This window comes from Beijerinckia mobilis (assembly GCF_000745425.1).
Classification (GTDB): domain Bacteria; phylum Pseudomonadota; class Alphaproteobacteria; order Rhizobiales; family Beijerinckiaceae; genus Beijerinckia; species Beijerinckia mobilis.
This window is the reverse complement of record NZ_JQJH01000023.1, coordinates 23,395-45,101: the sequence shown is the minus strand read 5'-3', so window position 1 is coordinate 45,101 and position 21,707 is coordinate 23,395. Positions and strand designations below refer to the sequence as shown.

Here is a 21,707-nt window from a genome sequence, read left to right as displayed (position 1 = left end):
ATTTCCACGGATTCCATTATCTGTACGTGTTCCAATGTTTTGAAAACTGCACAGATTAAAAAAGAGTGGCGTCCTCAACCCCGTTTGATCATTGCATTACGTTCGTAATGAAGGCGCCACGAGGCTCCACACCTTCATAAAGTTCCTGCTTGATCGTAAACGACGATTGTATTGAGCCTTTCGCCTGACGATTTTCCGGTCTATCGCTTGCCCCCTGCACTTTCTTGATTTGCATAGGATCGCTTCGCGATCCTATGCAAATAAAATGACTCTTGTTTCTTTAGGAAACGCCTTCGGTGAATTTGGCGCCACCATCACCTTCGTGTCCAATATTCCGGGAGAGACCCAGACCATTTCGGCTGCAATCTATACATTCACGCAGGTTCCCGACTGGGACGAAGGAGCCATGCGGCTTACCATGATCGCCATGATTATCGCTCTCATCGCGCTGGTTTCCTCGGAAATCATTCAGCGTCTCGCGGAACAGCGTGTGTCGGGGGTCAAATGATAGAAGTCGACGCCGGTCTCGCGGTCGAGACGCTCAAGCCCAAAGTTGCCTTCGGATGCGGACAGGGTCTCACCGCATTGTTCGGTCGCTCCGGCTGCGACAAATCCATCACGCTCAACCTCATCACGGGCCTCCTGAAGCCAGACGAGAGGCTCATCCGCCTCGACGGCAATGTGCTCGTCGATACGGCGCAGAAGATTTTCCTGCCGCCGCACCAGCGCCACATCGGTGTCGTCTTCCAGGATTCAAATCTCTTTCCGCCTCTCAGCGTTCGGCGAAATCTGCTTTACGGCCGCCCGATCATCTATGTTTCCCATTCGATCGAGGAAGTCATTCGCCTCGCCTCCCGCGTCGTGATGCTGGACGCTGGCCAAGTCAAAATGATCGGCACGCCGGACGAGGTCTTTACCGATTCCGCCTCGCTGGAAGACCGTTTCGACAGCGTATCCGTCGTGACCGCCGAGGTCCTGCGCCACGATCCCGTCCATGAGATGACAGAGCTCCAGCATCCTGCCGGCCAGATATGGATCGGCGGCGCGGTCGAACTCTCCGGTCAAGTCAGGGTCGCCATTGCAGAAACAGCCGTCGTTCTCTCGACGGAAGCTTGCGGCCCCTCGGCATCCGCGCAATCCTTTCCGGCACCGTCTCGTCAATCGAGAACAAGGGGCCTTTTGCGCGCGTCCTGGTCACGCTCGAGGGACGCGATCGCCTCGCGGTGACGGTGACGCGGCAGGCCGTCGAAGATATGAACCTGCAAAACGGACCGAAGGTTTTTGCCCTCATCAAATCAGCCAGTATCGATGAAGGTTTGCTCAGCCATCCCGCTTCGTGAAAGTCTACAAGAAGTTTCGTTCGATATTCCAAACAAAATCGGTTAGTCTTTCAGCCCAGTGCCGCAGTGGAAGGGCCGAAGCTTCATGGGAATCGAGGGACGCGACAAGGTAAAGGTTCTGGAGGCTGGTGCTGCCGCCCTGTCGAGCCAGCTCGGCAAGACTGTGCAGCGCCTGCGCAAGGCTTATAATCTTTCGCTGTCGGAATTATCCGAGCAATCAGGCGTCGCGAAATCAATCATCAGCCAGATCGAACGTAATGAGACCAACCCGACGCTTGCGACCATCTGGCGGCTTTCGCAGGCGCTCGATGTGTCGATCGAGCGTGTTTTACAGGCGACCGAGGAAGAACCTTTCCTCGAAAAGACCTCCAAGGGCGATACGCCCATTCTCGTTTCCGATGACGGAAAATGCCGATTGGCGATCATCGGCTGGATCAAGACCGTCGAATGGCTGCAATGGTATGAGTTCGCCGCGGATCCGGGCGGTATTCTGGAATCTGAGGCCCATCAACGCGGCTCGGTCGAGAGCGTGTCGGTGAATGAAGGGGAACTCGATATCGAGGTCGGCGGCGTCGTCGAGCGCGTCAAAGCGGGAGAAACGCTGCGCTATCGCTGTGATCGTCCCCATGTCATCCGCAATGCCACAACGAAACCTGCGTCGGCGGTCATGGTCTGTATCCTCAAAGCCGCCGCCATGGAATAACAAAAAGAGAATAAACAAAACAACGATATTCAATCAGGAAAAGCATATCTCTCTTGCACATGATAGAACGAGTGCGCCAACACCCATTTTCCCGGGCGATCATCGCCCATCCGGGACCGGATCGATGAAGTCGCAAGACATCGTGAACGCCTATCGTCAGCGTCACTGGCGCTTTCTGGCCAATCTGCAAAGCGAGCCCGGAAGCGCATTCGTCGTTGGACGGCGTGAAGGCTCCTATTTGTGGAATGTGGAGAACACAAAACGGATTCTCGATTGCGGCAATTGTGGCGGGGTCCATTCTCTCGGCCATTGCAATCCGGAAATCAGACAATGCCTTATCGATAGTCTCGAAACGCTCGATGCCGGCATGTGGACCATGCCGACCGCGGAGGCCCTCGCATTCCAGGATGCCCTCAATGAATTGGACGCGCCCATAACGGACTGCCGATCGCTTCTGACGTTGAGCGCGTCCGACGCCGTCGATGCCGCCATCATGTGGTCGTTTCGTGTCACCGGCCGCAAGAAAGTGCTGGCCTTCCGTCACGGATATCATGGCCACAGCGGTTTCGGTGCTTTGGCGACGGGTTCCATCGAAGAAGGACTGGTCGACCACTATTCCTTGCCACGGGATAGCAGCCTCTTCTTTCCCGACTATGGCGATATCGGCGGCATTGAACAAGGCCTGGACGAGACCTGCGCGGCAATCATCCTCGAACCGATGAATTATGAGACATTCGAACCCGCGTCCGCAGAATTTCTGCAAGGCATCCGGCACCTTTGCGATCAGCGCGGAGCGCTGCTCATTCTCGACGAGACGCGAACCGGGCTTGGCCGATCAGGCGGGCTGTGGATGGGGTCATCCGCCGGGATCGAGCCGGACATTCTCATTGCCGGTAAGGGGCTCGGCGGCGGCTATTATCCCGTCGGCGCCTTGATCGCGAGACAGGACATTTATGACCGCTGTCTCAATGAAAATCATTGGGGTTATATGGCGAGCCTGGCAGGAAGCCCTATCGCTGCGAGACTCGCCATGAAGGTGCTGGAGATCGCCCGGCGGTCGGATCTTTCTGCAAATGTCGCTCGCCTGGAAGCGGCCGTCCAGGCGCGTTTCACATTACTCGCCGAGCAATTTCCTGATTTCTACCGCATCGCCTGGGTTCGCGGTGGCATTGCCGCATTGGGGTTGAGAAATCCCTGCGCAGCCTCATGCATCCAGAAGGGTCTGTTCCAAAAGAATGTCCTGTGCCACAGCACATCAACCATAGCCCCCTCTGTCGTGAAATTTTTTCCCTGCTTGACCAGCGCACCAGCGATTGCCGACGAAATCGGTTCGGCCCTGGAGACATTCGCGCAGTCCTGGAAACAGGACTAGGCATACACTAATGCTCCCAGGCCGCAATGGGCATACATTTCTGGAATTATGGATGCACTCGCCTCGATCAGCCCGGGAAAAAATGCAATGCCGTGATACCGCTACGGACACATAGAGCAGCCCTGTGTTTGATATCGTCATTTTTCTTCGCCAGACGCCAGCCATCCTTTCGCAACACCATAACGGACGATTTCCGCTCTCGATTTCAGATTGAGCTTGTCGGCGGCACGTGCCTTGTAAGTTTCGATCGTCTTCGTGCTAAGCTGCAAAGAAGCGGCGATCTCCTTATTACTGAAACCCTGTGCTATTGCCTTGAGAACATCTTCCTCTCGAGGGCTAAGAGTGACGTCGGGTGTTGGAGTGACAGACGACAATTCACCACCTGAGAGTGCATTGCTGACGATTGCCGGGTCTAGATACATTCCACCAGCAGCGACAGCGTTCACGGCACGTATAAGGTCTTCGGCAGCCGATCTCTTCAAAAGATATCCTTGAGCACCTGCCTGGATCAACGGCTTCACATAAGCACGGTCCTCATGAACAGTCAAAGCAATGATTTTTACGGTGGGACATGTTTCACTGAGACGACGCGACAGCTCAATTCCGTTGAGGCCCGGCATGGAAATATCGAGTATGGCGACATCCGGCTTTTGTGTCTCGATTAATGTCAAAGCCTCCGCGCCATCCGCCACCTCACCGATCAATTCTATATCTGGGACGGCTTGCAACAATGCACGAATACCGGCAAGCACGACAGGGTGATCATCTGCCAATACAACTCTGATACGATTGTTCGACTTCATATCATTCCGTAATGTCTGCTGAGGCGGGGAATAATTCAATATCTTCTCGTAGAAGAGCAATGATCCTAGACTGTTTCCGATTCACGATTACTACCCATGCCAAGGCTGGAATTACCCGTGGATTGAGGAATTGGTATCCGGATGAACAGCGTTGCTCCCTGTCCGGGAGAGGATTCGACTTGTAACACACCGCCGATAAGCATCAATCGCTCTTGCATACCCGAAAGGCCGAGACTGCGTCTTCTCACCATATCATCGCGATTGAAAATACGATTCAACTGGCGAGGATCGAAACCGGATCCGTCATCCTCGATGAGCAATCTGATTTCCCGCTCACGTCTTTCCAAAATGATACCGACGACTTTGGCCGCGGCATGCTTGAGGATATTGGTGAGAGCTTCTTGCAAGACACGGTAGATGACCGTGTCCACTTCCCGTCCAAAGCCGTCTCCGATAGCGCCAATAGCCTGAAAATCGACTGAAACATCATACCGCTGGCTCCATTCGGTCACATAAGCGGAAAGCGCGCGATAGAGACCGAGATCATCGAGGGATGTCGGCCGGAGATTGACGGCAACACTATGAATATCACGACCAATTTCGGCTGTCATGAGCTGGAGGGAATGAACCAGATCATGCAGTTTGTCCTGCTCCCAGCCTTCACCATAATTTAAGGCACGCTCAAGCCCTTTGAGGCCAAGTGATAATCCTGTGACTGTCTGCCCGACCTGATCATGTAACTCCCGCGCAATCCGCGCCTGCACTTCCTCCTGGGCTTCAGCCAGACGTCGTAACAATTTCAATCGGTCCGCCTCCGCATATTTCTCTGAGGTGACATCGGCGAGGACGCCAAAAATCACATCTTGATCCCGCAACACCGTCCTGCCCCGCGCGCGCAACCAGCGGAAGCTCCCATCCGGACCTGCCACGCGAAACTCGACTTCAAAGGCGCGATCGTCCCGAAAACACGCTTCGGCGGCTTCCAGGACTCGCGCCCGATCATCGCGGTCAACAAGAGCAAGGAACCGTTCCGCCGATAAGGTTTCCCTCAGTTTCAAGGAACGCTGTAAGCCGAGCAGAAGCCGGCACCGTGGTGATCCTGCCAATTTATTTTGGCCAAAATCCCACCGCCAAGTTCCAAGTTCAGCAGCGTCGATGGCCAGCGCCCCCCGCTCCTCGCTGACTTTGAGCGCCGCAGCTGCGTAAAGCTCCTGTTGGCGTCTCTTTCTTGCAATATCAGTGGATACCAGGACTGCGAGACCCACCGCTAGAAACAAGCTGGTTACCACTCCTCCCGCGACTGCGATGACGGCACGCCGCACCGGCCCATTTAACACTGCGCTTGGAATCGCGAGGTGGACAGTCCAATCGCCCGCTCCCGGCATTGTCTTGAAGACTGTATCAATATCAACGTCTGCCGGCGGCTTTTCTAATTGAGGCCCGCCGGTCGATTGCGCCATGGCGTGACGCATGGCGAGATCCGCCATCTTTATGAAAGTCTGCTCCTCATTGGTCGTTCTCGCGATGAGATGACCCTGTTTGTCAAAAACGGCGCCAACCCAACCTTCGGGTACACCTGTGTCATGCAGAATCTTTGCGACGGCATCTTCAGCAAGAGCAACTGTCAGAACGTACCGTATGTGACCATCACGAATAACGGGAACCCGGATCTTGATGAGGCGTCGGCCCGATATCCTTCCGATTTCGCCAACGCCTCCGACGACAGGCCGATGAGATTGTATGACCTGATCCAGACTTTGCCTATCGCCAGTCTCTCCCAACTGGCTGTTGAGTGGCCGGATCGTGTTCATGAGCTGTAATCCATCAAGATCATCAAGCTCGATCGATTCCCAAAGCGGAAGTGCTAAGGCGATCCTTTTGGCAACATGATAGAAAGCAGAAAGATCGGGCTGATCAAGAGAAGGCGATAAAGCCAAAGTTGCAGCCATTTGTACCTGCGTCTCGATATCACCCATGATGCGCTCACCCACGAGCTCAGCCGTTGCACTCGCTTTATCGAGCACGGCCTTGCGCTGCTGCTGCGCAGATCCATAGGCAATCCAACCGGCAAAAAGAAGCACAGGTATCGACGCCGACATCAGCAACGGAATCAATGAATGTTTTGTTTGCGCGCGCGCCATCGATGCCAGGGAAAAGGGACTCGATAGCGGCCCCACATCCTGCGATTTTTGTCTAATGAATCTTTGGAATCGTAAAGGCATCGCGAAAAGCGCTCTCCATTTCGTTGGTATTTCTATTGGTTCAAGTCTCCCTCGACGCATCATAAAACCGCTGGCGTCGCCGTTTCCCTTCTCGCCAACCTTCGGCCACACTTCACAAACACGGCGCAAACGCCCGATCTCGACCAACTCCTCAAGAGCCTTTCAATATCAACAAAGCAGCGTCGGCATGACGAAAAAGCTGCACGAAGCATGCAAGTCAGGATTTTCCCGACACGTGGCACCGCGAAACCTGACTGCCGGCCCTCGCTCCATCTGACGTATAAGCCCATCATACGGCTCCCCGCATTCTCATCACGATGATCAGGAAGCCCCGATTTTTCACATGTCACCTCGCATTTTCCAAGAGAGATTCATGTGCAATCTCATTGCTCCCGCGACGTCATCGAGACTGCCGTCCGTTTCAAACGCCAAGGACACAAGCAATTTGTTGGCTTTGTCATCCCATCGACCGATTTTTATACGTTCAATCCGCGACACACAATTTTCATATAAATCTTTTCGACGAAACCCTTTTCCACGATCATTACGAGGCGCGCGCCTTGGGTGTTTTCTGACAGCCCTTTGCCAAATGATCGTGCCTGTCTCTCCGCTGTGGGCCATGCCGGACGCCAAAGCCGCGTCTCCCGGCCGAATATGTCATGCGCATGTTGAAGTCCACAGTTCCTATTATGGTCATTCCAGCGGCGAAATCGCGACGATCGTCAGGCAAACCCTCGCATGTCCAAATATTACCGGGGCAATAACGTCTAAAGATCCAAAGCACGCCTCGTATCTGGCAATTGTGACGATTAAGCGTTCACCGCCTCCGCAGAACCGCGGTCAGATCTTTATTTCCCTCTATCACCGCGGGAGATTGGTCGGAAGATCATGGAAAACATTATCGCCATTTGCAATGGGACACCCCACCATGATGGCCGGCGACATACGCTATGCCTACAACAAGGCCATTGCCGATACACCTTCTTCCGATCAACTGTCGCTTGATGATTAATAAAATATCATGGAAGCAATCGATGATGCAAAATGCCAAAGCCAAGAATTGATTTCTGCCGTGATATCGTCCCTCCTCAAAATCGCTCTGTTGAAGCCATCGATCATTTGCGTCCTCTTGGTCTTGATTGCCACACACGGATCTAGCCGTGCGGCGGAAGTCTCATTTGTCGACGCATTGAAACTTGCCTGGAAAAGAGACCCTGTCCGGATCGACCTTCTGGCAAACAAACATTCGGCAGCCGCCCGTGCCGACGCAGCGCAGTCGCTATTCCCGTCGGGCCCTATTTTGAGCGGTGATTATTACAGTGACAAATATGTGGGGAGCCACCAAGGCTATGCAACCTGGCAGGGCGCCATTTCCGTTCCCTTATGGCTTCCCGGTCAGAGTGAGGCAACTGTGCAGGTTGCGCAAACCGAATCTGAGGCGCTGCAAGAGCGGCTTCATGTCGAACATATGTCTCTGGCAGTCAAACTGCTCGATATCGCGGGAACTGTTTTTCTGGCACAGCGTAAACAGGAATTTGCGGGCGACCAGTTGAGCACGATAAAAAGCCTCGCACGGACAATCGCTAAAAAAGTGCAGGCCGGAGAAGCGCCATCGACTGATCAGAACGCGATTGATGCGGAAGTCGCCACCGCAGATACGCAATTGAAAATGGCCGACGAGGAGAAAATCGTCGCGCTGGCATCCCTCAGCGAAATTCTCGGTGGCCCGCAAGTCCCTGATCTGGGGTCATATAATCTCCGGACATTGCGACAATCGCAAATAAAGGGAACCCATTTGCAGCCGGATCAGGACCCCCGCGTGCTCGCCGCGCATCTATCCGTTATCAACGCGCGTGACCGTCTGCACCTCGCGGAAAAATCATTCATGCCGAATCCACAGATCGGCATCGCAGCAATCCGCGATATTCAATTCGGTAGCCCCTGGGATACACGTACCGCCATCACATTCAATATGGCTCTTCCAAGCGACGCACAAAATGTCCCGTTGAAAACAGCTGCGATAGACAAACTCACGGCGGCGGAAAAGGAAGAGCAATTGGTTCGCCGGATGGTGCGGATCGAATATGCACGAGTCACCGCCCGGCAGAAGGCCGCTGCAGCCACATTGACGAATACGAAAACCGCTGTCGCGGCATTGACGAAACGGGCCGATGATATCGAAAACTCCTGGAAACTGAACGAATCGTCATTGATAGAAGTCTTACGGGCTCATCAGAGCGCATTCAATGCCAAGCTCGCACTGGCGCAAGCCGAGGTCGAGCTGCATGCCTCTGTCATTCGCTTTTTCATCTCAGCAGGGCGGATTTAATGATGTCGCCATCACGATATGCCAATTCATTCGCTATTGTCATTTTCGGGGCGGCAATGTCCCTGAACTGTCTTTTGTCATCGATCTGCAGCACCCTCGCAGCTGAAGACGGACGGGCGGTTCGGAGTTCTCAAGCTGAACCCGGTAATGAATTCGTCAAACTCAACATCGATGCTCAGAAAAACACCAACCTCCAGGCGAGCATCGTCAAGGAAGGGACACTTTCACTGGAAATTCCCGCCTTATCTTACGTTCTAGCCGATGAGACGCAGACCATACGGCTTCGTTCCGTCGGCTCGGGCAAAGTCCTTCACATCAATCTGACCCCAGGCGCAAGAGTCGAAAAAGGCGAGGTTCTTCTGGAATATCGGAATGACTCATTGCGTGTCGCACATATACAGGCCATTCAGGCCCGGGCGGCTCTCGTGGCTGCCCAGGCGGCGAAAAACGAGGCGGAAATAGCCTATCAGCGCGCCAAACAACTGGCTGGCCATGCGCTCTCGCGCGGCGAGGAACGCAAGCGTTATGCCCTTCTTCAGGAAGCCACTAACACGGTTGCGATGCGGGAAGCGGACGTCACGAATACAGAAAACCGGGTCAAGGAATTCTATACAATAACGGAGCAAGGCGATCAGCTTCAGACCTCACGCATCCTGTCTCCCGTCGAGGGAACCGTGCTCGCCATAAACACATCCTCGGACGCCGATTTGACCGCCGGACAGGATGTCGCGACGATCGTCAATCTATCCTCCGTCTGGATCGTCTCGGAAGTCCCGCCGTCGGACGCGGTCCTTCTGTCTCCGGGCTGCGAACAATCGAGCGCCTTTCCTGGCAACAACAAATGGATTCCCTCGTTCGTCGATACAATCGACGGTGTCGTCAACCCGAAGACCGGACTGGTCCGTATTCGAAGCCGTATTTCGAACGACCATAATTTTTTGAAGCCGGGTATGATGCTGGAAACGCGTTTCAAGACAACGAGAAAGATTCGCGGCAAGCTTGTTCCATCTGAAGCGATCCAGAGAATTAATGATCGCGATATTGTTTTCGTCCAGAAGGCCAGCGATCACTTCGAAGCGCGATCCGTCCAGAAGGGGATCGAAAGCAATGGACAGACCATCATTCTGAAAGGGCTGAACGACGGAGACAAGATCGTTTCTCAAGGCGGATTTACCTTGAAATCGGTGATGCTGCTCGCCGACGGTTCAAGGAGCGATTAGAGTGTATCAATTTCTATCTTTTCTGCAAAGCAATCGCTCCGTTATCCTGGGAATTCTCACCGTTCTGATGCTTTTCGGGATTGCCGATATAACACGTCTTCCCGTCGAATCGGTTCCGGATGTTTCGCCCAAACAGGTGATGGTGTCCGTCGTCGTACCCGGACTTGCCACAGAGGAAGTGGAAAAGCTCATAACATTTCCAATCGAAGTGAGCATGGCTGGCATTCCAGGGATGATCGATCTCCGCTCGATCTCTCGATCAGGTATCTCAGTTGTCTACGTGCAATTCGCCGATGATACCGACATCAATCTCGACCGTACTCTTGTTCAACAGCGTATCCAGCAGGCAAAAGACAATATTGCCGTGCCGGGCCTTTCGGTAACCATGGGACCTCTCGCGACGGGTCTCGGAGAAATCATGCAGATTCAAATCCATGGGGTGAATCAATCACTCATGGATCTCAATCGGATCATGAACTGGGTCGTCGTGCCGCAATTGAAGCTCGTGCCTGGTGTCGCGGATGTTAACGTCAATGGAGGCGCGGAGGAGACCTTTGCCGTCTATCTCGATCCCATGCGGCTGAACGCCTTCAATTTGTCGGTCGGCGATGTTTTTCGCGCGGTTGACGAAAATAATGGCGCTTCAGGTGGCGCCTGGATCGAGCATTTCTCAGAGCAACAAATTATCGCTGCACGCGGCCTCGTGCGGAACCTCGATGATTTCGGCGCGATCTTCATCCGTCCCGGACCCAACGGAACAGCTCTTTACCTGCGCGATGTCGGGAAGATCACGCAGGCTCCGCGCACCCGGCTCGGTGCCATGACACGCGATGGGAATGGAGAAATCGTCAGCGGTGTCGTTTTGATGCTGCAAGGCGCCAATTCCGGCGAAACGATAGCCGCTGTCAAACAGGCTCTGCCGGAAATCAATAAATCCCTACCCGCCGGCGTTACTTTGGAAACCTATTATACGCGCAGCACATTGACCGGAAAAACGATCGACACCATCAAGGAAAATCTGCTGATTGGCGCCGGTCTGGTCATCTTTGTACTCATCATCGTCATTGGTGACTGGCGCGCATCACTGGTCATCGCATCGGTCATTCCCTTCTCGCTCGTCTGCGCCATGGTAGGTATGCATTATCTCGGCATATCCGCCAATCTCCTTAGTCTTGGAGCGATTGATTTCGGCATGATCGTTGACGGCTCTCTCGTCATCGTTGAAAACACTATGGCACGCATGGGTCACCAAGAGAACAAACATTTCAGAGAATTGGTCGTCGCATCCGTATGCCAGGTCACCCGCCCTGTGAGCTTCGCCATACTCGTTATTATGATGGTCTATCTCCCTATCCTGACTTTGTCAGGCATTGAAGGCAAAATGTTCAGGCCGATGGCGCAGACGATCATCATCGCCCTTCTGGCCTCTTTGATCTATGCCATCATCTGGGTACCGCTCTTGACCGGGCTAGCCCTTCCCTACAGCAAATCGCACGAGGATACCTGGTTCATCCGTGTCTTGCGACGCGGTTACAACCCCGTCCTTTTCTGGTGCGAAGGTCATTTCAAAATCCTGCTCACCGGCACATTCGGCATTTTCCTGATATCGCTTTTTCTCGCGACGAAGCTCGGCGGCGAATTCATCCCGCAGCTTCAGGAAGGTGCACTGGTCGTCACATCAACGCGGCTGCCGAGTGCATCGCTCACAACCTCTCTGCAATCGGCGCAGCTTATCGAACAGACGTTAAAGCGGTTTCCGGAGGTACGCACGGTCGTGAGCAATACGGGCTCCTCGGCGATACCGACAGACCCTCAAGGCACGAACGTCACGGACACATTTATTTTTTTGAATGATATGTCGGAATGGAAGACCGCCTCGAGCCAGGAGGAATTGGTAACGGTCTTCGACAAGGCTATCCGCCAGCAGGTCCCCAATGCGCTTTATTCGTGGAGCCAGCCAATTCAAATGCGTATGGATGATCTTCAATCAGGCGTCCGAAGCCAAATCGCAATATCGATTTACGGCAATGATCTTTCGGTGCTCCAAGCCCTTGGGAACAAGATTGTAGCAACCTTGAATACGATTCCCGGCGCCGCCGATGTCGCTGCATTGGGAAGCGGCGCCGTGCCGTTCCTGCATATTGACATCGACCGTCAGACCGCGGCCCGCCTCAACATACGCCTGCAGGATGTGCTCGACGTTGTCGGGGCAATAGGAGGCCATGTGGGCAAGCCGGTGATTGTGAACAATGCGCTGATCAGCACGCAGGTCAGGCTCGAACCGGAAGCGAGGAAGTCGGTCGATCAGATTTCCCATCTGCGCGTCAAGCGCATGGATGGTGGCATGGTCCTCTTGTCCCAGGTCGCCCGGATAAGCGTGGAAGACGGTCCTCCGCTCATCAGTCGTCACAGAATTCAACGACGAATGATTGTGCAAGCCAATGTCCGTGGACGTGATCTCGGCTCCTTCGTCGAAGAGGCGATGAAAATCGTCAAGAAGGCGGTTCCAATGCCTGCCGGATATCATCTGAGTTGGAATGGAGAATTCAGGAATCTGCAATCCGCCATGCAACGCCTCGAAATTGTCGTTCCGATCGCCCTTGCGCTGATTTTCGGCCTGCTCATTGTGGCGCTGGGATCCGTGCGTCTCGCCCTTCTTGTTTTCATCAATTTGCCGATTGCGGCGACAGGGGGCATCTTCGCCCTCGTCTTGCGAGACCTGCCCTTCAGCATTTCGGCCGGGATTGGCTTTATCGCCCTTTTTGGCGTCGCGATCCTCAATGGTGTCGTGCTGATCAGTTACACGCAACAGATCCTCAAAATATCGAAGAATGCGAAAGTGGCCGCCATCACGGCCGCAAAAGAGCGTTTCCGGCCGGTCATGGCGACTGCCCTGGTCGCAAGCCTTGGCTTTTTCCCCATGGCCTTTTCGACGAATGCCGGCGCCGAAGTCGAACGGCCCTTGGCCACCGTCGTGATCGGAGGCCTGGTCTCTTCTACTTTGCTCACCTTGCTGGTTCTGCCCGCTCTCTACATCCGCGTGATGGGTAAAAGTGCGGCAAAATATCGATAGAGGATGAAAGCACTGTTCCGCGACAAGTGTCCGGAGATTTGAGGCGGCCGGCCGGCCGGCCGGCGCTCCCTCCTCGCCGATGATCCTAAGGAGCGGGGCCGGAATTGCCCCGCCGCCGGGTAATCGCTCTGTCCCCTTGAGCAAATCATAAAGCACAGCAACAAGGGTTAAGACGAAGAAACCTCATCCGGATCAAAGATCGCGCGGCACCAGCATGGATTTACGGAATTTATTCGCCCTACGGCAAAGGAAAGCCTTGCTTTCGTCGTAGATCGCGGCCAGACCAGCCTTCTATTCCCGGAGCCCGCGAAGAGCCTCATGAGCCTCGATCGAATGCAGCATGCTATGACCGCCCCTTCTCCCCTGATGGAGGCCGAGAAGGCCAAATCCAGCGGCATCGCCATCGTCGCCAATGATAAAGTGATGCACTGGCTGCTCGCCTTTCTGGAAAGCTGGCAAGCCACCAACGCCACCTTGCCGATCTATCTCATTCCCTATGACGACAATATGTCCATGACCCGCAAGGTAGCGGAGCTTTACGGCGTCACGATTGTCGATGTCGACAACAAGGAACTCGATGCGCTGGCAAAGCGGCTTTATCCTTGGGGTATCGTCAAGCGTAACCGCTTGCGCAAGCTTCTCAGTCTCGCGATCCCGCTCGACGAAGTCATTCACCTCGATGCCGATATCATTCTGTTTCGCGATCTACGCGACGTTCTTGGGCTCCTCGATCCAGGCAAAACCGATTTTCTGGTGATCGAGCGGACACATGAATATGTCTACAACAAGCACCAGAATGAGTATGATTATCTTCGCGACGTCACCTTGTTCAATGACGGCTTCTTCGTCACTTCAAACAAAATCCTGACGATTCAGGATTTCTACGACGCGATGCAGCAGGATGAAAATGTGTTTCATCGTGTCCGTCAGCGCGGTGGTCTCTACGCCCAGCCCCTGACAAATTTCGTCACCCATCGCAAACGTCTAAAGATCATTCCCGTCCATGAGCGGGTCGAAGGTGTCTCTGGCGAAAGCTATCATGAAGCAAAGAATGTCACTTTCGATCAGAACGGATTGCCGCTGGACGAATGGGGCCGTAAAATCTATTTTTGTCATTGGGCCGGAGTGACCGGCAATCCTAAAGGCGGAGTTTTCGACGGATTGTGGAAACATTATTCCGATAAAGCCGCTCTCCGGATCAAGGAGGCCAAACTCGTCTGAATAACGAGCGAAAATGCTGGCAAAAGCAAAGCTTAAGATCCCCCAGCCTGAGCCAATCGTCCCATCCAGTATTAAGCCTCATTGACCATGCCCCTGGCAATCTATGAGGTTCCAGGAGAGACGTTCCCCACCTATCGGGTCGTCACCGCCGGAAGGCTTAACCCTCAGGTGGCGCGACCTTCGTCGTTTTTCAGAGGAAAAGAGGACGAGCGGGCGAGACTTAAGCCAGAAAGACACTCCGCGCCGGTGACGAAACCGCGATATATCCAGCGGCAATAGCTATCCTGACAGATAAAGCCAAGGCCGCGTTCCATCCAAGCATGTTGAACTACGTAACGATTTCCTTCAAATAGGTGTTTCTATAAAGTTAAATTTTTCAGAAAATTATACTCTCCGCCAAAAATACCCTCTTAATTTCGGCGGTTTTGTCACCGCATTTCAGATGTGTTATAGAAAGTCTCCTTATATTTATTTTCAGGAACAATTAAATTTGGTGAGGGCATGAATAAGACGACGTTGCACGCCTTAGAAAACAATGTGACTGCCCAATTCGACCTCCCTCGCGTCAGCATCATCATTTCCAACTATAATTACGCGCGCTATCTGGAAAGTTGCGTCGATTCCGTTGTCGCGCAGACCTATAGCCATATTGAAATCATTATCGTCGATGATAAATCAACGGATGATAGCCACCTCGTTCTCGACAAACTTGCATCCGCTCATAACCACCTCATCATCATAAAACGAACAGAGAATGGCGGTCAGAGCGCCGCGGCGCTTGATGGGCTGGCGCGAGCCACCGGCTCCTTCATTGTTTTCCTTGATGCCGATGACATCCTGCTCCCCCATGCCATCGTAAGCCATGTCCATACTCATTTGTCACTCCGTTTTCCGGTCGGCTTCACCTGCGCCGACATGTTGCAGATCGGCGGCAATACATTAATGGGCAGCACATCACTGCCGCTCAGCACATTCGTCGTAAGCAATCCCGACCGCCGGTTTCATCCCCGGACATCAACCAGCAATCTCATCCCGTTGCCCTATTCGGCACCGAAGGATCTTCTTGAACATATCTATCTGGTAGAACCATGGGATACGAAATGGGCATGGTCCGCCACATCGGCCGTCATGTTCCGGCGCGATGCCCTGTCTTTCTGGAAAGACACTCCCGGTTTGCAGAAACTGCGCTATTCTCTCGACGCCTTCTTCTGCTACGGCGTCAACGGCCTTTGCGGCAGCGCGATCATCGATATTCCTCTTGCAGCCTATCGCATCCATGGCCGCAATGGATTTGCAGCCCGGATCCCCCTCAACCATATCCGAACCTTTGAACTCAATAGTCAGGGGGAGCGCTCCCTTGACGCCCTGCGGCTGCTTCTCGAACATGCCCAGAACCAGCACGACTATTTCAGAGGGCTGTTCTGGTCCGACCAGCAATACAAGACACTTCTCTTGACGCTCCAGACATCCATCGACCATCTTTTGATGATCAGCAATGTGCATGCAAAGGAAGAGACAGACCTACCCCTCTGGAAGAGCGTCCTTATCAAATTCACTCGGATTTTGCCGGCCTATCGAAAGCAGACACCATGCGTTCCGTATGAAACAGGCCCTCAGGCATCAGCAAAACGATAAAGCAGTATAAACTGCAGATAGAAATTGTCCTCGCGCGCATGCCCGTCCCGTCGATAACATGAAACAAATGATACGGGACGGACAGGATTAGCCATGAGCCATCAGGCATTATCGGGAATGATCGACTTTCCCTCCTCGGAAAGCAGCGTATCGAAATAAGCGATTGTATGCATCAGCCCCTCTTCAAGCTCGATCGCCGGACGCCAGCCGAGCAATTCTTTCGCGAGCGTGATATCCGGCTGTCTCTGCCGTGGATCATCGGAAGGCAAGGGCTTCTCGACGATCCTGGATTTCGACCCTGTCATGGCAATGATTGTTTCTGCCAGTCTGCGGATGGTGAATTCGTTCGGATTGCCGATATTGATCGGCCCGGTAATCTGCGGTGGCGTATTCATCAATCTCACGAGGCCGTCGATCAGATCGCTCACATAACAGAATGAGCGTGTCTGCGTTCCCTGCCCATAAACAGTGATATCCTGTCCGACCAATGCCTGACAGATGAAATTTGACACCACACGGCCATCGTCCGGACGCATTGCCGGACCGTAAGTGTTGAAGATGCGCGCCACCTTGATCGACAGTTTATGTTGCCGATGATAATCGAAGAACAAAGTTTCCGCGCAGCGCTTGCCTTCATCGTAACAGGATCGGTTGCCGATCGGATTCACATTCCCCCAATAGGCTTCCGTCTGAGGATGTTCGGTCGGATCGCCATAGACTTCCGACGTCGAGGATTGCAGGATCGGAATCCTGAGCCGTTTGGCGAGGCCAAGCATATTGATCGCACCAACGACACTGGTCTTGGTCGTCTGGACCGGGTCGAACTGGTAATGAATGGGCGAAGCTGGACAAGCGAGATTATAGATTGCATCGACTTCGACATAGAGTGGAAAGGTCACGTCGTGACGCAACATCTCGAAATTCTCATGATCCATTAGATCATGGATGTTGCGCCGCCGCCCAGTGAAGAAATTGTCGACGCAAAGGACTTCATGCCCCTGGGACAGAAGCAACCTGCTGAGATGTGACCCGAGGAAACCTCCTCCGCCGGTGACGAGAATACGTTTGCGTGCCGCGAACAAGGACGATCGCTCCGAAATTTGAGTGGCGGATAAGCCAGGGAGGCAGTTCAACGGTAGGACGATGAAGAACAACAATAAACTGATTCTTCAGGATGCCGCCCCAGTGTTCGCAGCCGTATTTCATGGCTTTTCCTGTCCAAAAAATGGAGGCTCTCCCAAAAAGCCTGTCCTTGAACAATTTGTACCGGCTTGCCGCAACCCAGTGGATCGGCGCGCCATTTGCTCCTGGCTGACCGGACCCGATCCCTACTGGCTTTACCACCTCCTTGGTTCTATAGAGCGCTCAGGATGAATCCTGAACCTGCTCCACATTCGCTCCAGGGCATTCCAGGTCTCATTGAACCCGCCCCCTGGGGATTAATGAATCAATGAGATCCGGCGGGAAGCCTCCGCCCGAAAATCGCGGGGACCATATCTCGGAGCCCGACTCTCAAGGAGTCAGACGCATCGAAATTTGGTATTGGACAGAACTTGATGGCGCCGGTCGTCGGATGGGTCAATTGATTTGCGGCGCGTGATGCGGCCGCCCGTGTCGAAGAGGGTGAAAAAATGAGCGAAGAACGCGAGGCAGAGATCACAAAGGCGCTGCAGGAGCAGACCCGCAATCTCGAGCGGTTAAGCGATACGATCGTGCGGGCTGCCGAAGGCCGCCGCGACCTGCCGGCCGCTTTAGAAGAGGTCGTCAAGCAGATCGGCGCGTTGACGACCGAATGCAGCGAGGCGATTGAAGAACATCTCGACAAAAATCTGAGCGAAGAGGCGCTTGGCTATGTGCGGGATGCGCTGGAAGCCATTCGCAGCGGGCTTGACAGCATCGTCGTCTTCAAATCGCTCGAAGGGGCTGCCTACGACACGCGGACCGTCGCCAACGATTAAGGCGCACAGGAGCAACTCACAGGGAAGTGCATATGGATCGGCCGAGGGGCGAACCGTCAGGCCGATCCGCCTTCATTTTGCTGAAGACGCGAAGAACTTGCCCGCTTCCTTGCGGATCTTGCCTAATTGTTTCTCGATGGCCTGGACCTGATTTTCAATCTCGTCGAGGCTTTTGCAATTAGTGGTCACCAGCGGCAACCCACTCGTCGGCGATTCGCCGACGGGATTCAAAATGATACGTATTGTCGAGGGTATTTCGCCCTCGGGCGGAGAAAATTCAAGTTCCAGCTTCATTCTGCGCCATCCTTCCAGAATCTGTCCCGTTGAGCCATCCGCCAGCATAAAGACCCGCTCCAGGACCTTTATTCACCAATTGATCAAGATTGCAGCGATCCGGCAGATGGTTCCAAACCGCGCTTCTATTCGAAATGAATCTGCTAACCGGGCGAAAATGCCTTTGTCGCACCCTCCCGAAGGTCAATCGGCATCGTCTCGTCGATCTTTTCCCTTTCAATCGCCGGCACGAAACCATCTTCCCTGGTTCTCTATGCTCTTATATCAAGTCTCATTGATCCAAACCTGTTGGGATCAATGAAGTCCTGCGGGAAGCCGCCAGCCAGAAGTCGCGAGGCCAAATCCTGATGAAACACGCCCGCCAGGAATTGATTTAGGGTGACACTCGATAAAGCCTACGCGCAGGCAATATCGCTGTTCTTGGAAACGCATAGAATGTTTTCCGCAAACAGATGCACAGTTCATCGCGGCACTGTCGACGCATGATCAATCGTCGACCGGTTGCACCCCCCAGGATTGAGGCAAGATCGTCGCCAAACAGGTTTTACCTGTGCTTTCGAGCCTTTTTACCGACAATGGACATTCGAGTGTTCCCCACCATTCAAAGAGGCTATGCAATGCCGAGGAGACAATCGTGAAGGAACAAGCCAAGGCACCGCTCAATCCCTGGCTCAAACTGCTTTTGGAAATGGGACCACTGCTGCTGTTCTTCTTCGCCAATGCACGGCCGGCCCTTTTCCGGCCCTTGGTCGCGCCATTTCTCTCGGCGGAGCAGGCAACGGGCGAAAATGCGGGCTTATTCACCGCCACCCTTATCCTGATGCCCACCGTCCTTGTGACCCTGTTCATCTCCTATGGCGTGACGCGCCGCCTCCCTATCATGCCTCTCGTAACGGCGATCCTCGTCATCGTTTTCGGGGCACTCACGCTCTATTGGCATGATCCAAGTTTCATCAAGATCAAACCGACCATCCTTTATGTGGGTTTTGCGGCGGCGCTGCTGGGAGGATTGTTGTTCGGCAAACCGCTTCTGCCGATCATGCTCGATCAGGCGCTCGACCTGAGCGAGAAAGGCTGGCGCCTGTTGACATTGCGCTGGGGCCTGTTCTTCCTCGGCATGGCTTTATTGAACGAGTTCATCTGGCGCACACAAAGTACCGACGTCTGGGTCGCCTTCAAATTTCCCGGGACGATGATCCTCGCCTTTCTGTTCACACTGTCCCAGATTCCCTTTCTGAAACAGTATGAAATTCCGCCGGATGAGGCGACGCATAATGCCGATCACTTCTGAGCCTGATTGATCATTTGCGACCCTGCATCAGGCAATCATGCGACCTCGCACAAGAACGGAATGCGTCGTGCGAGGCGCTTTTGTCACCAGATCGAAGGTCTCCACTCCGATGGCCTCTCCAACCACCCATGCTTGCGGCAAACGGAGCGTAAAACCTTTTCACCAGCGCTGGAAGGAATCGGCAAGCAGGCCGCGGGAGAAACAGACAATGGTCGGCCTGAAAAACCGGACATAGCCATAAAGATCAAGCTGCGGCTGCGGGATGATCCGGCAGTTCGGATCAAGCAATGGTCCCTGTGCGGTCTGTGGCGGGCGCGGATGCGTGCGGGGCATGGCATCGAGATCGGCAGCAAGAAGCGGCGGGTCCGCGAGACAAACGAGCAGCAGCATTCCGCCCGACGCGGCGGCTGTATGCGATAACATGCAGCGCAATGGATGCCTCAAATGGCCCTTGATCGGAGCCCCTAAAGCACCTTCCGACGACGTTGAATCGCCTCGGGATTGTAGTAGTTTGAAAAGACCCTGATTTTTTTGACTGGAGCGTTTCCGGACAAATCCGATGCACTCGAAGGCGACGTCACGAAGAAAAACGGCCAAAGAGCGAAAAATAGCCAACGAGAAAGTGTTCCTTCCCGGGAAGGAACACACAAAAAAAGCGGCGACCATGGTCTGTCCCTTCGTCCGGTCACGGCAAAAGGTTTTTCGGGGCGAAAATGGGAGTGCGGCATCGCCTGCAATGATGCAGATGTCGCTTCCCCGGCTTCCGCTTTCCTAAACCATGGTCCTTTCGCGAGGCTTGTCTCTCTCGTACCACGTCTTCTTGATCCCAACTTGATGGGATCAAGGAAGATTCTGCGGGAAGCAGCCGCCTGCAGTCGCAGGGGCTATGTTTCAATGAGCGGGTCTCAATGCCTCATTCTCATTGAGACACGATATTAATCGTGACCTTCCCGCGCCACCGGATCCGGTCCTCTCCGCTTCCATCGAAGGCTCCTCGTCAAACCCAGAGGAATGCCTTCCAACATCTATCGGCGCGCTTCAGCAGGCTCGTCAGAGGAAAATCATTCCTCGGCCTTGTAATCCTTCAGCTTGGCGAAGACGGAATCGAGATTGACGGTCTCTTCATTGTCTTCTGCCGGCCGATGACCTTCCGAAGAGCCGAAAACATCCTCTTCCTCGACATCATACGCTGTTGTGAGCTCGGCAGGCATCAGGGTCTGACCATGATCCTGGACCAAAGGCTGGTTCTTGGCGGCACGAGCGACTTCGAGATCGAGATCCATCTGAGTGCAAAGGCCGAGCGTCACCGGATCCGTCGGCGTCAGGGCAGCGGAATTCCAATGCGTGCGGTTGCGGATCGCCTGCAGGGTGGTTTTCGTCGTGCCAACGAGACGCATGATCTGCGCATCCTTCAATTCAGGATGATTGCGCACGAGCCATAAAATGGCATTGGGCCGGTCCTGCCGGCGCGACAGCGGCGTATAACGCGCGCCACGGCGCTTTATCTCCGGCAGCCGGACTTTCGACTGAGCAAGTTGCAACGGCCTGTTCGAATTTTTTTCCGAAAGGGCGATTTCCTCGCGGGTCAATTGCCCCGAGGTGATCGGATCGTGGCCCTTGATACCGGAGGCGACTTCACCATCGGCGATCCCCTTGACCTCCAACGGGTGCAATTTACAGAAATCGGCGATCTGGTCGAATGTCAGCGAGGTGTTTTCCACGAGCCAGACGGCGGTGGCTTTCGGCATCAACGGCGCATTGCTCATGACATACTCCTTGAACCATTCCCGTCCCGGACCAGGAAAGAATGTCGATCCGTCCGTTCCCTTCAAGTCTGCCGGGAGCCGGAGCAATCCGCAAGACGCTCCTTCAGTCGAGCTCGCGCCGATCCCTGATGCCCCTGCATTCAGGCTGCTTCCGGACTTCACCCCCCTGGACGTATCAGGTCCAGGATCATTTGTCGCAGCACCAATCCGGAACACATCCAGGCCGTTCCGGAAACAATCGCTGTCACGCTCCAGGCACGCGGCTGCTCCAGCAGCCAAGCGCGCGGCTCGTGCCCAAACGATGCCAGCCAAGAAAGGGAGATTTCTTATATAGGAGTCTCCTCGGCCAAAAGCAAATGGGTGCCCGCACCAGCCCGGATAAAAAGCCTCCACCCTCTAAAGAAAACGATCATTCGACAGTCACGCTGCCGAAATTGTATTTCAATCGTTACAGCCGGCGCGATAATAGCCATGGCTGGC

General features: G+C 54.1%; 18 protein-coding genes and 1 pseudogene. 13 read left to right on the top strand and 6 right to left on the bottom strand.

Features of this window, described 5'->3' with window-relative positions; translation table 11 throughout:
- Window positions 1-271: 271 nt before the first annotated feature.
- From DL88_RS15420 to DL88_RS15405, 5 genes and pseudogenes are all read left to right on the top strand, one after another.
- Window positions 272-508, top strand: a pseudogene (locus DL88_RS15420) (molybdate ABC transporter permease subunit); the annotation flags it as partial.
- Window positions 505-1,227: an ATP-binding cassette domain-containing protein gene (locus DL88_RS15415; protein WP_034998006.1), complete on the top strand. Its 723-nt coding sequence runs from the start codon at window positions 505-507 to the stop codon at window positions 1,225-1,227. The pseudogene DL88_RS15420 and the gene DL88_RS15415, both read left to right, overlap by 4 nt.
- Complete coding sequence (locus DL88_RS20875; RefSeq protein ID WP_245270902.1) at window positions 1,128-1,340, top strand: TOBE domain-containing protein; 213 nt, start codon at window positions 1,128-1,130, stop codon at window positions 1,338-1,340. The genes DL88_RS15415 and DL88_RS20875 overlap by 100 nt, the downstream gene beginning before the upstream one ends.
- Before the next feature lie 85 nt (window positions 1,341-1,425).
- Entirely contained in the window at window positions 1,426-2,043 is a 618-nt protein-coding gene (locus tag DL88_RS15410; protein WP_034998004.1) for a helix-turn-helix domain-containing protein, read from the top strand.
- A 124-nt stretch (window positions 2,044-2,167) separates the two neighbouring features.
- The gene (locus DL88_RS15405; RefSeq protein ID WP_034998002.1) at window positions 2,168-3,415 is read left to right on the top strand and encodes an aspartate aminotransferase family protein; all 1,248 of its coding nucleotides are present in this window, start codon (window positions 2,168-2,170) and stop codon (window positions 3,413-3,415) included.
- A 137-nt stretch (window positions 3,416-3,552) separates the two neighbouring features.
- On the opposite strand, the gene DL88_RS15400 is transcribed toward DL88_RS15405, so the two are convergent.
- A complete protein-coding gene (locus DL88_RS15400; protein ID WP_034998074.1) occupies window positions 3,553-4,218 on the bottom strand; it encodes a response regulator transcription factor in 666 nt (221 codons plus the stop codon).
- Between the two features lie 65 nt (window positions 4,219-4,283).
- Window positions 4,284-6,317 (bottom strand): ATP-binding protein, encoded by a 2,034-nt coding sequence (locus DL88_RS15395; RefSeq protein ID WP_169741592.1) that lies wholly within the window; start codon window positions 6,315-6,317, stop codon window positions 4,284-4,286.
- Between the two features lie 712 nt (window positions 6,318-7,029).
- Here DL88_RS15395 and DL88_RS20440 point away from each other — a divergent pair.
- The 6 genes from DL88_RS20440 to DL88_RS19555 all read left to right on the top strand — a co-directional run bounded on the left by DL88_RS20440 (window position 7,030) and on the right by DL88_RS19555 (window position 15,918).
- Complete coding sequence (locus DL88_RS20440; protein WP_156971141.1) at window positions 7,030-7,452, top strand: hypothetical protein; 423 nt, start codon at window positions 7,030-7,032, stop codon at window positions 7,450-7,452.
- Between the two features lie 60 nt (window positions 7,453-7,512).
- The gene (locus tag DL88_RS15390) at window positions 7,513-8,769 is read left to right on the top strand and encodes a TolC family protein (RefSeq protein ID WP_245270896.1); all 1,257 of its coding nucleotides are present in this window, start codon (window positions 7,513-7,515) and stop codon (window positions 8,767-8,769) included.
- A gap of 56 nt (window positions 8,770-8,825) precedes the next feature.
- Entirely contained in the window at window positions 8,826-9,989 is a 1,164-nt protein-coding gene (locus DL88_RS15385; RefSeq protein WP_034998066.1) for an efflux RND transporter periplasmic adaptor subunit, read from the top strand.
- 1 nt (window position 9,990) lies between these two features.
- On the top strand, window positions 9,991-13,062 hold the full coding sequence (locus tag DL88_RS15380; protein WP_034998000.1) for an efflux RND transporter permease subunit: 3,072 nt from the start codon (window positions 9,991-9,993) through the stop codon (window positions 13,060-13,062).
- Between the two features lie 318 nt (window positions 13,063-13,380).
- Window positions 13,381-14,283, top strand: coding sequence for a hypothetical protein (locus DL88_RS15375; protein WP_245270892.1), 903 nt, complete (start codon window positions 13,381-13,383; stop codon window positions 14,281-14,283).
- Window positions 14,284-14,784: 501 nt separating this feature from the next.
- Window positions 14,785-15,918, top strand: a complete 1,134-nt coding sequence (locus tag DL88_RS19555) for a glycosyltransferase family 2 protein (RefSeq protein WP_051956045.1) — start codon at window positions 14,785-14,787, stop codon at window positions 15,916-15,918.
- A 101-nt stretch (window positions 15,919-16,019) separates the two neighbouring features.
- On the opposite strand, the gene DL88_RS15365 is transcribed toward DL88_RS19555, so the two are convergent.
- A complete protein-coding gene (locus DL88_RS15365) occupies window positions 16,020-17,000 on the bottom strand; it encodes a UDP-glucuronic acid decarboxylase family protein (RefSeq protein ID WP_034997998.1) in 981 nt (326 codons plus the stop codon).
- 549 nt (window positions 17,001-17,549) lie between these two features.
- Between DL88_RS15365 and DL88_RS15360 the strand changes: the two genes are divergently transcribed.
- A complete protein-coding gene (locus DL88_RS15360) occupies window positions 17,550-17,876 on the top strand; it encodes a hypothetical protein (protein WP_034997996.1) in 327 nt (108 codons plus the stop codon).
- A gap of 72 nt (window positions 17,877-17,948) precedes the next feature.
- On the opposite strand, the gene DL88_RS15355 is transcribed toward DL88_RS15360, so the two are convergent.
- Entirely contained in the window at window positions 17,949-18,218 is a 270-nt protein-coding gene (locus tag DL88_RS15355) for a hypothetical protein (RefSeq protein WP_245270890.1), read from the bottom strand.
- A gap of 586 nt (window positions 18,219-18,804) precedes the next feature.
- On the opposite strand from DL88_RS15355, the gene DL88_RS15350 reads away from it, so the two are divergent.
- Window positions 18,805-19,461 carry a septation protein A gene (locus DL88_RS15350; protein ID WP_034997994.1) on the top strand — a complete coding sequence of 219 codons (657 nt, stop codon included), beginning with the start codon at window positions 18,805-18,807 and terminating at the stop codon, window positions 19,459-19,461.
- A gap of 159 nt (window positions 19,462-19,620) precedes the next feature.
- Here DL88_RS15350 and DL88_RS20435 read toward each other — a convergent pair whose 3' ends face one another.
- Complete coding sequence (locus DL88_RS20435; RefSeq protein WP_156971140.1) at window positions 19,621-19,884, bottom strand: hypothetical protein; 264 nt, start codon at window positions 19,882-19,884, stop codon at window positions 19,621-19,623.
- Between the two features lie 638 nt (window positions 19,885-20,522).
- Entirely contained in the window at window positions 20,523-21,227 is a 705-nt protein-coding gene (locus DL88_RS15340; protein WP_034997990.1) for a DUF1013 domain-containing protein, read from the bottom strand.
- Window positions 21,228-21,707 lie beyond the last annotated feature (480 nt).

Coding starts and splice junctions, on each gene's coding strand:
- DL88_RS15410 (WP_034998004.1), top strand. CDS start 1,426: ATGGGAATCGAGGGACGCGACAAGGTAAAGGTTCTGGAGGCTGGTGCT.
- DL88_RS15395 (WP_169741592.1), bottom strand. CDS start 6,317: ATGTCGGCGTCGATACCTGTGCTTCTTTTTGCCGGTTGGATTGCCTAT.
- DL88_RS20440 (WP_156971141.1), top strand. CDS start 7,030: ATGATCGTGCCTGTCTCTCCGCTGTGGGCCATGCCGGACGCCAAAGCC.
- DL88_RS15340 (WP_034997990.1), bottom strand. CDS start 21,227: ATGAGCAATGCGCCGTTGATGCCGAAAGCCACCGCCGTCTGGCTCGTG.
- DL88_RS20435 (WP_156971140.1), bottom strand. CDS start 19,884: ATGTTATCGCATACAGCCGCCGCGTCGGGCGGAATGCTGCTGCTCGTT.
- DL88_RS15400 (WP_034998074.1), bottom strand. CDS start 4,218: ATGAAGTCGAACAATCGTATCAGAGTTGTATTGGCAGATGATCACCCT.
- DL88_RS15405 (WP_034998002.1), top strand. CDS start 2,168: ATGAAGTCGCAAGACATCGTGAACGCCTATCGTCAGCGTCACTGGCGC.
- DL88_RS15360 (WP_034997996.1), top strand. CDS start 17,550: ATGAGCGAAGAACGCGAGGCAGAGATCACAAAGGCGCTGCAGGAGCAG.
- DL88_RS15375 (WP_245270892.1), top strand. CDS start 13,381: ATGAGCCTCGATCGAATGCAGCATGCTATGACCGCCCCTTCTCCCCTG.
- DL88_RS15355 (WP_245270890.1), bottom strand. CDS start 18,218: ATGCTGGCGGATGGCTCAACGGGACAGATTCTGGAAGGATGGCGCAGA.
- DL88_RS15415 (WP_034998006.1), top strand. CDS start 505: ATGATAGAAGTCGACGCCGGTCTCGCGGTCGAGACGCTCAAGCCCAAA.
- DL88_RS15385 (WP_034998066.1), top strand. CDS start 8,826: ATGTCCCTGAACTGTCTTTTGTCATCGATCTGCAGCACCCTCGCAGCT.
- DL88_RS19555 (WP_051956045.1), top strand. CDS start 14,785: ATGAATAAGACGACGTTGCACGCCTTAGAAAACAATGTGACTGCCCAA.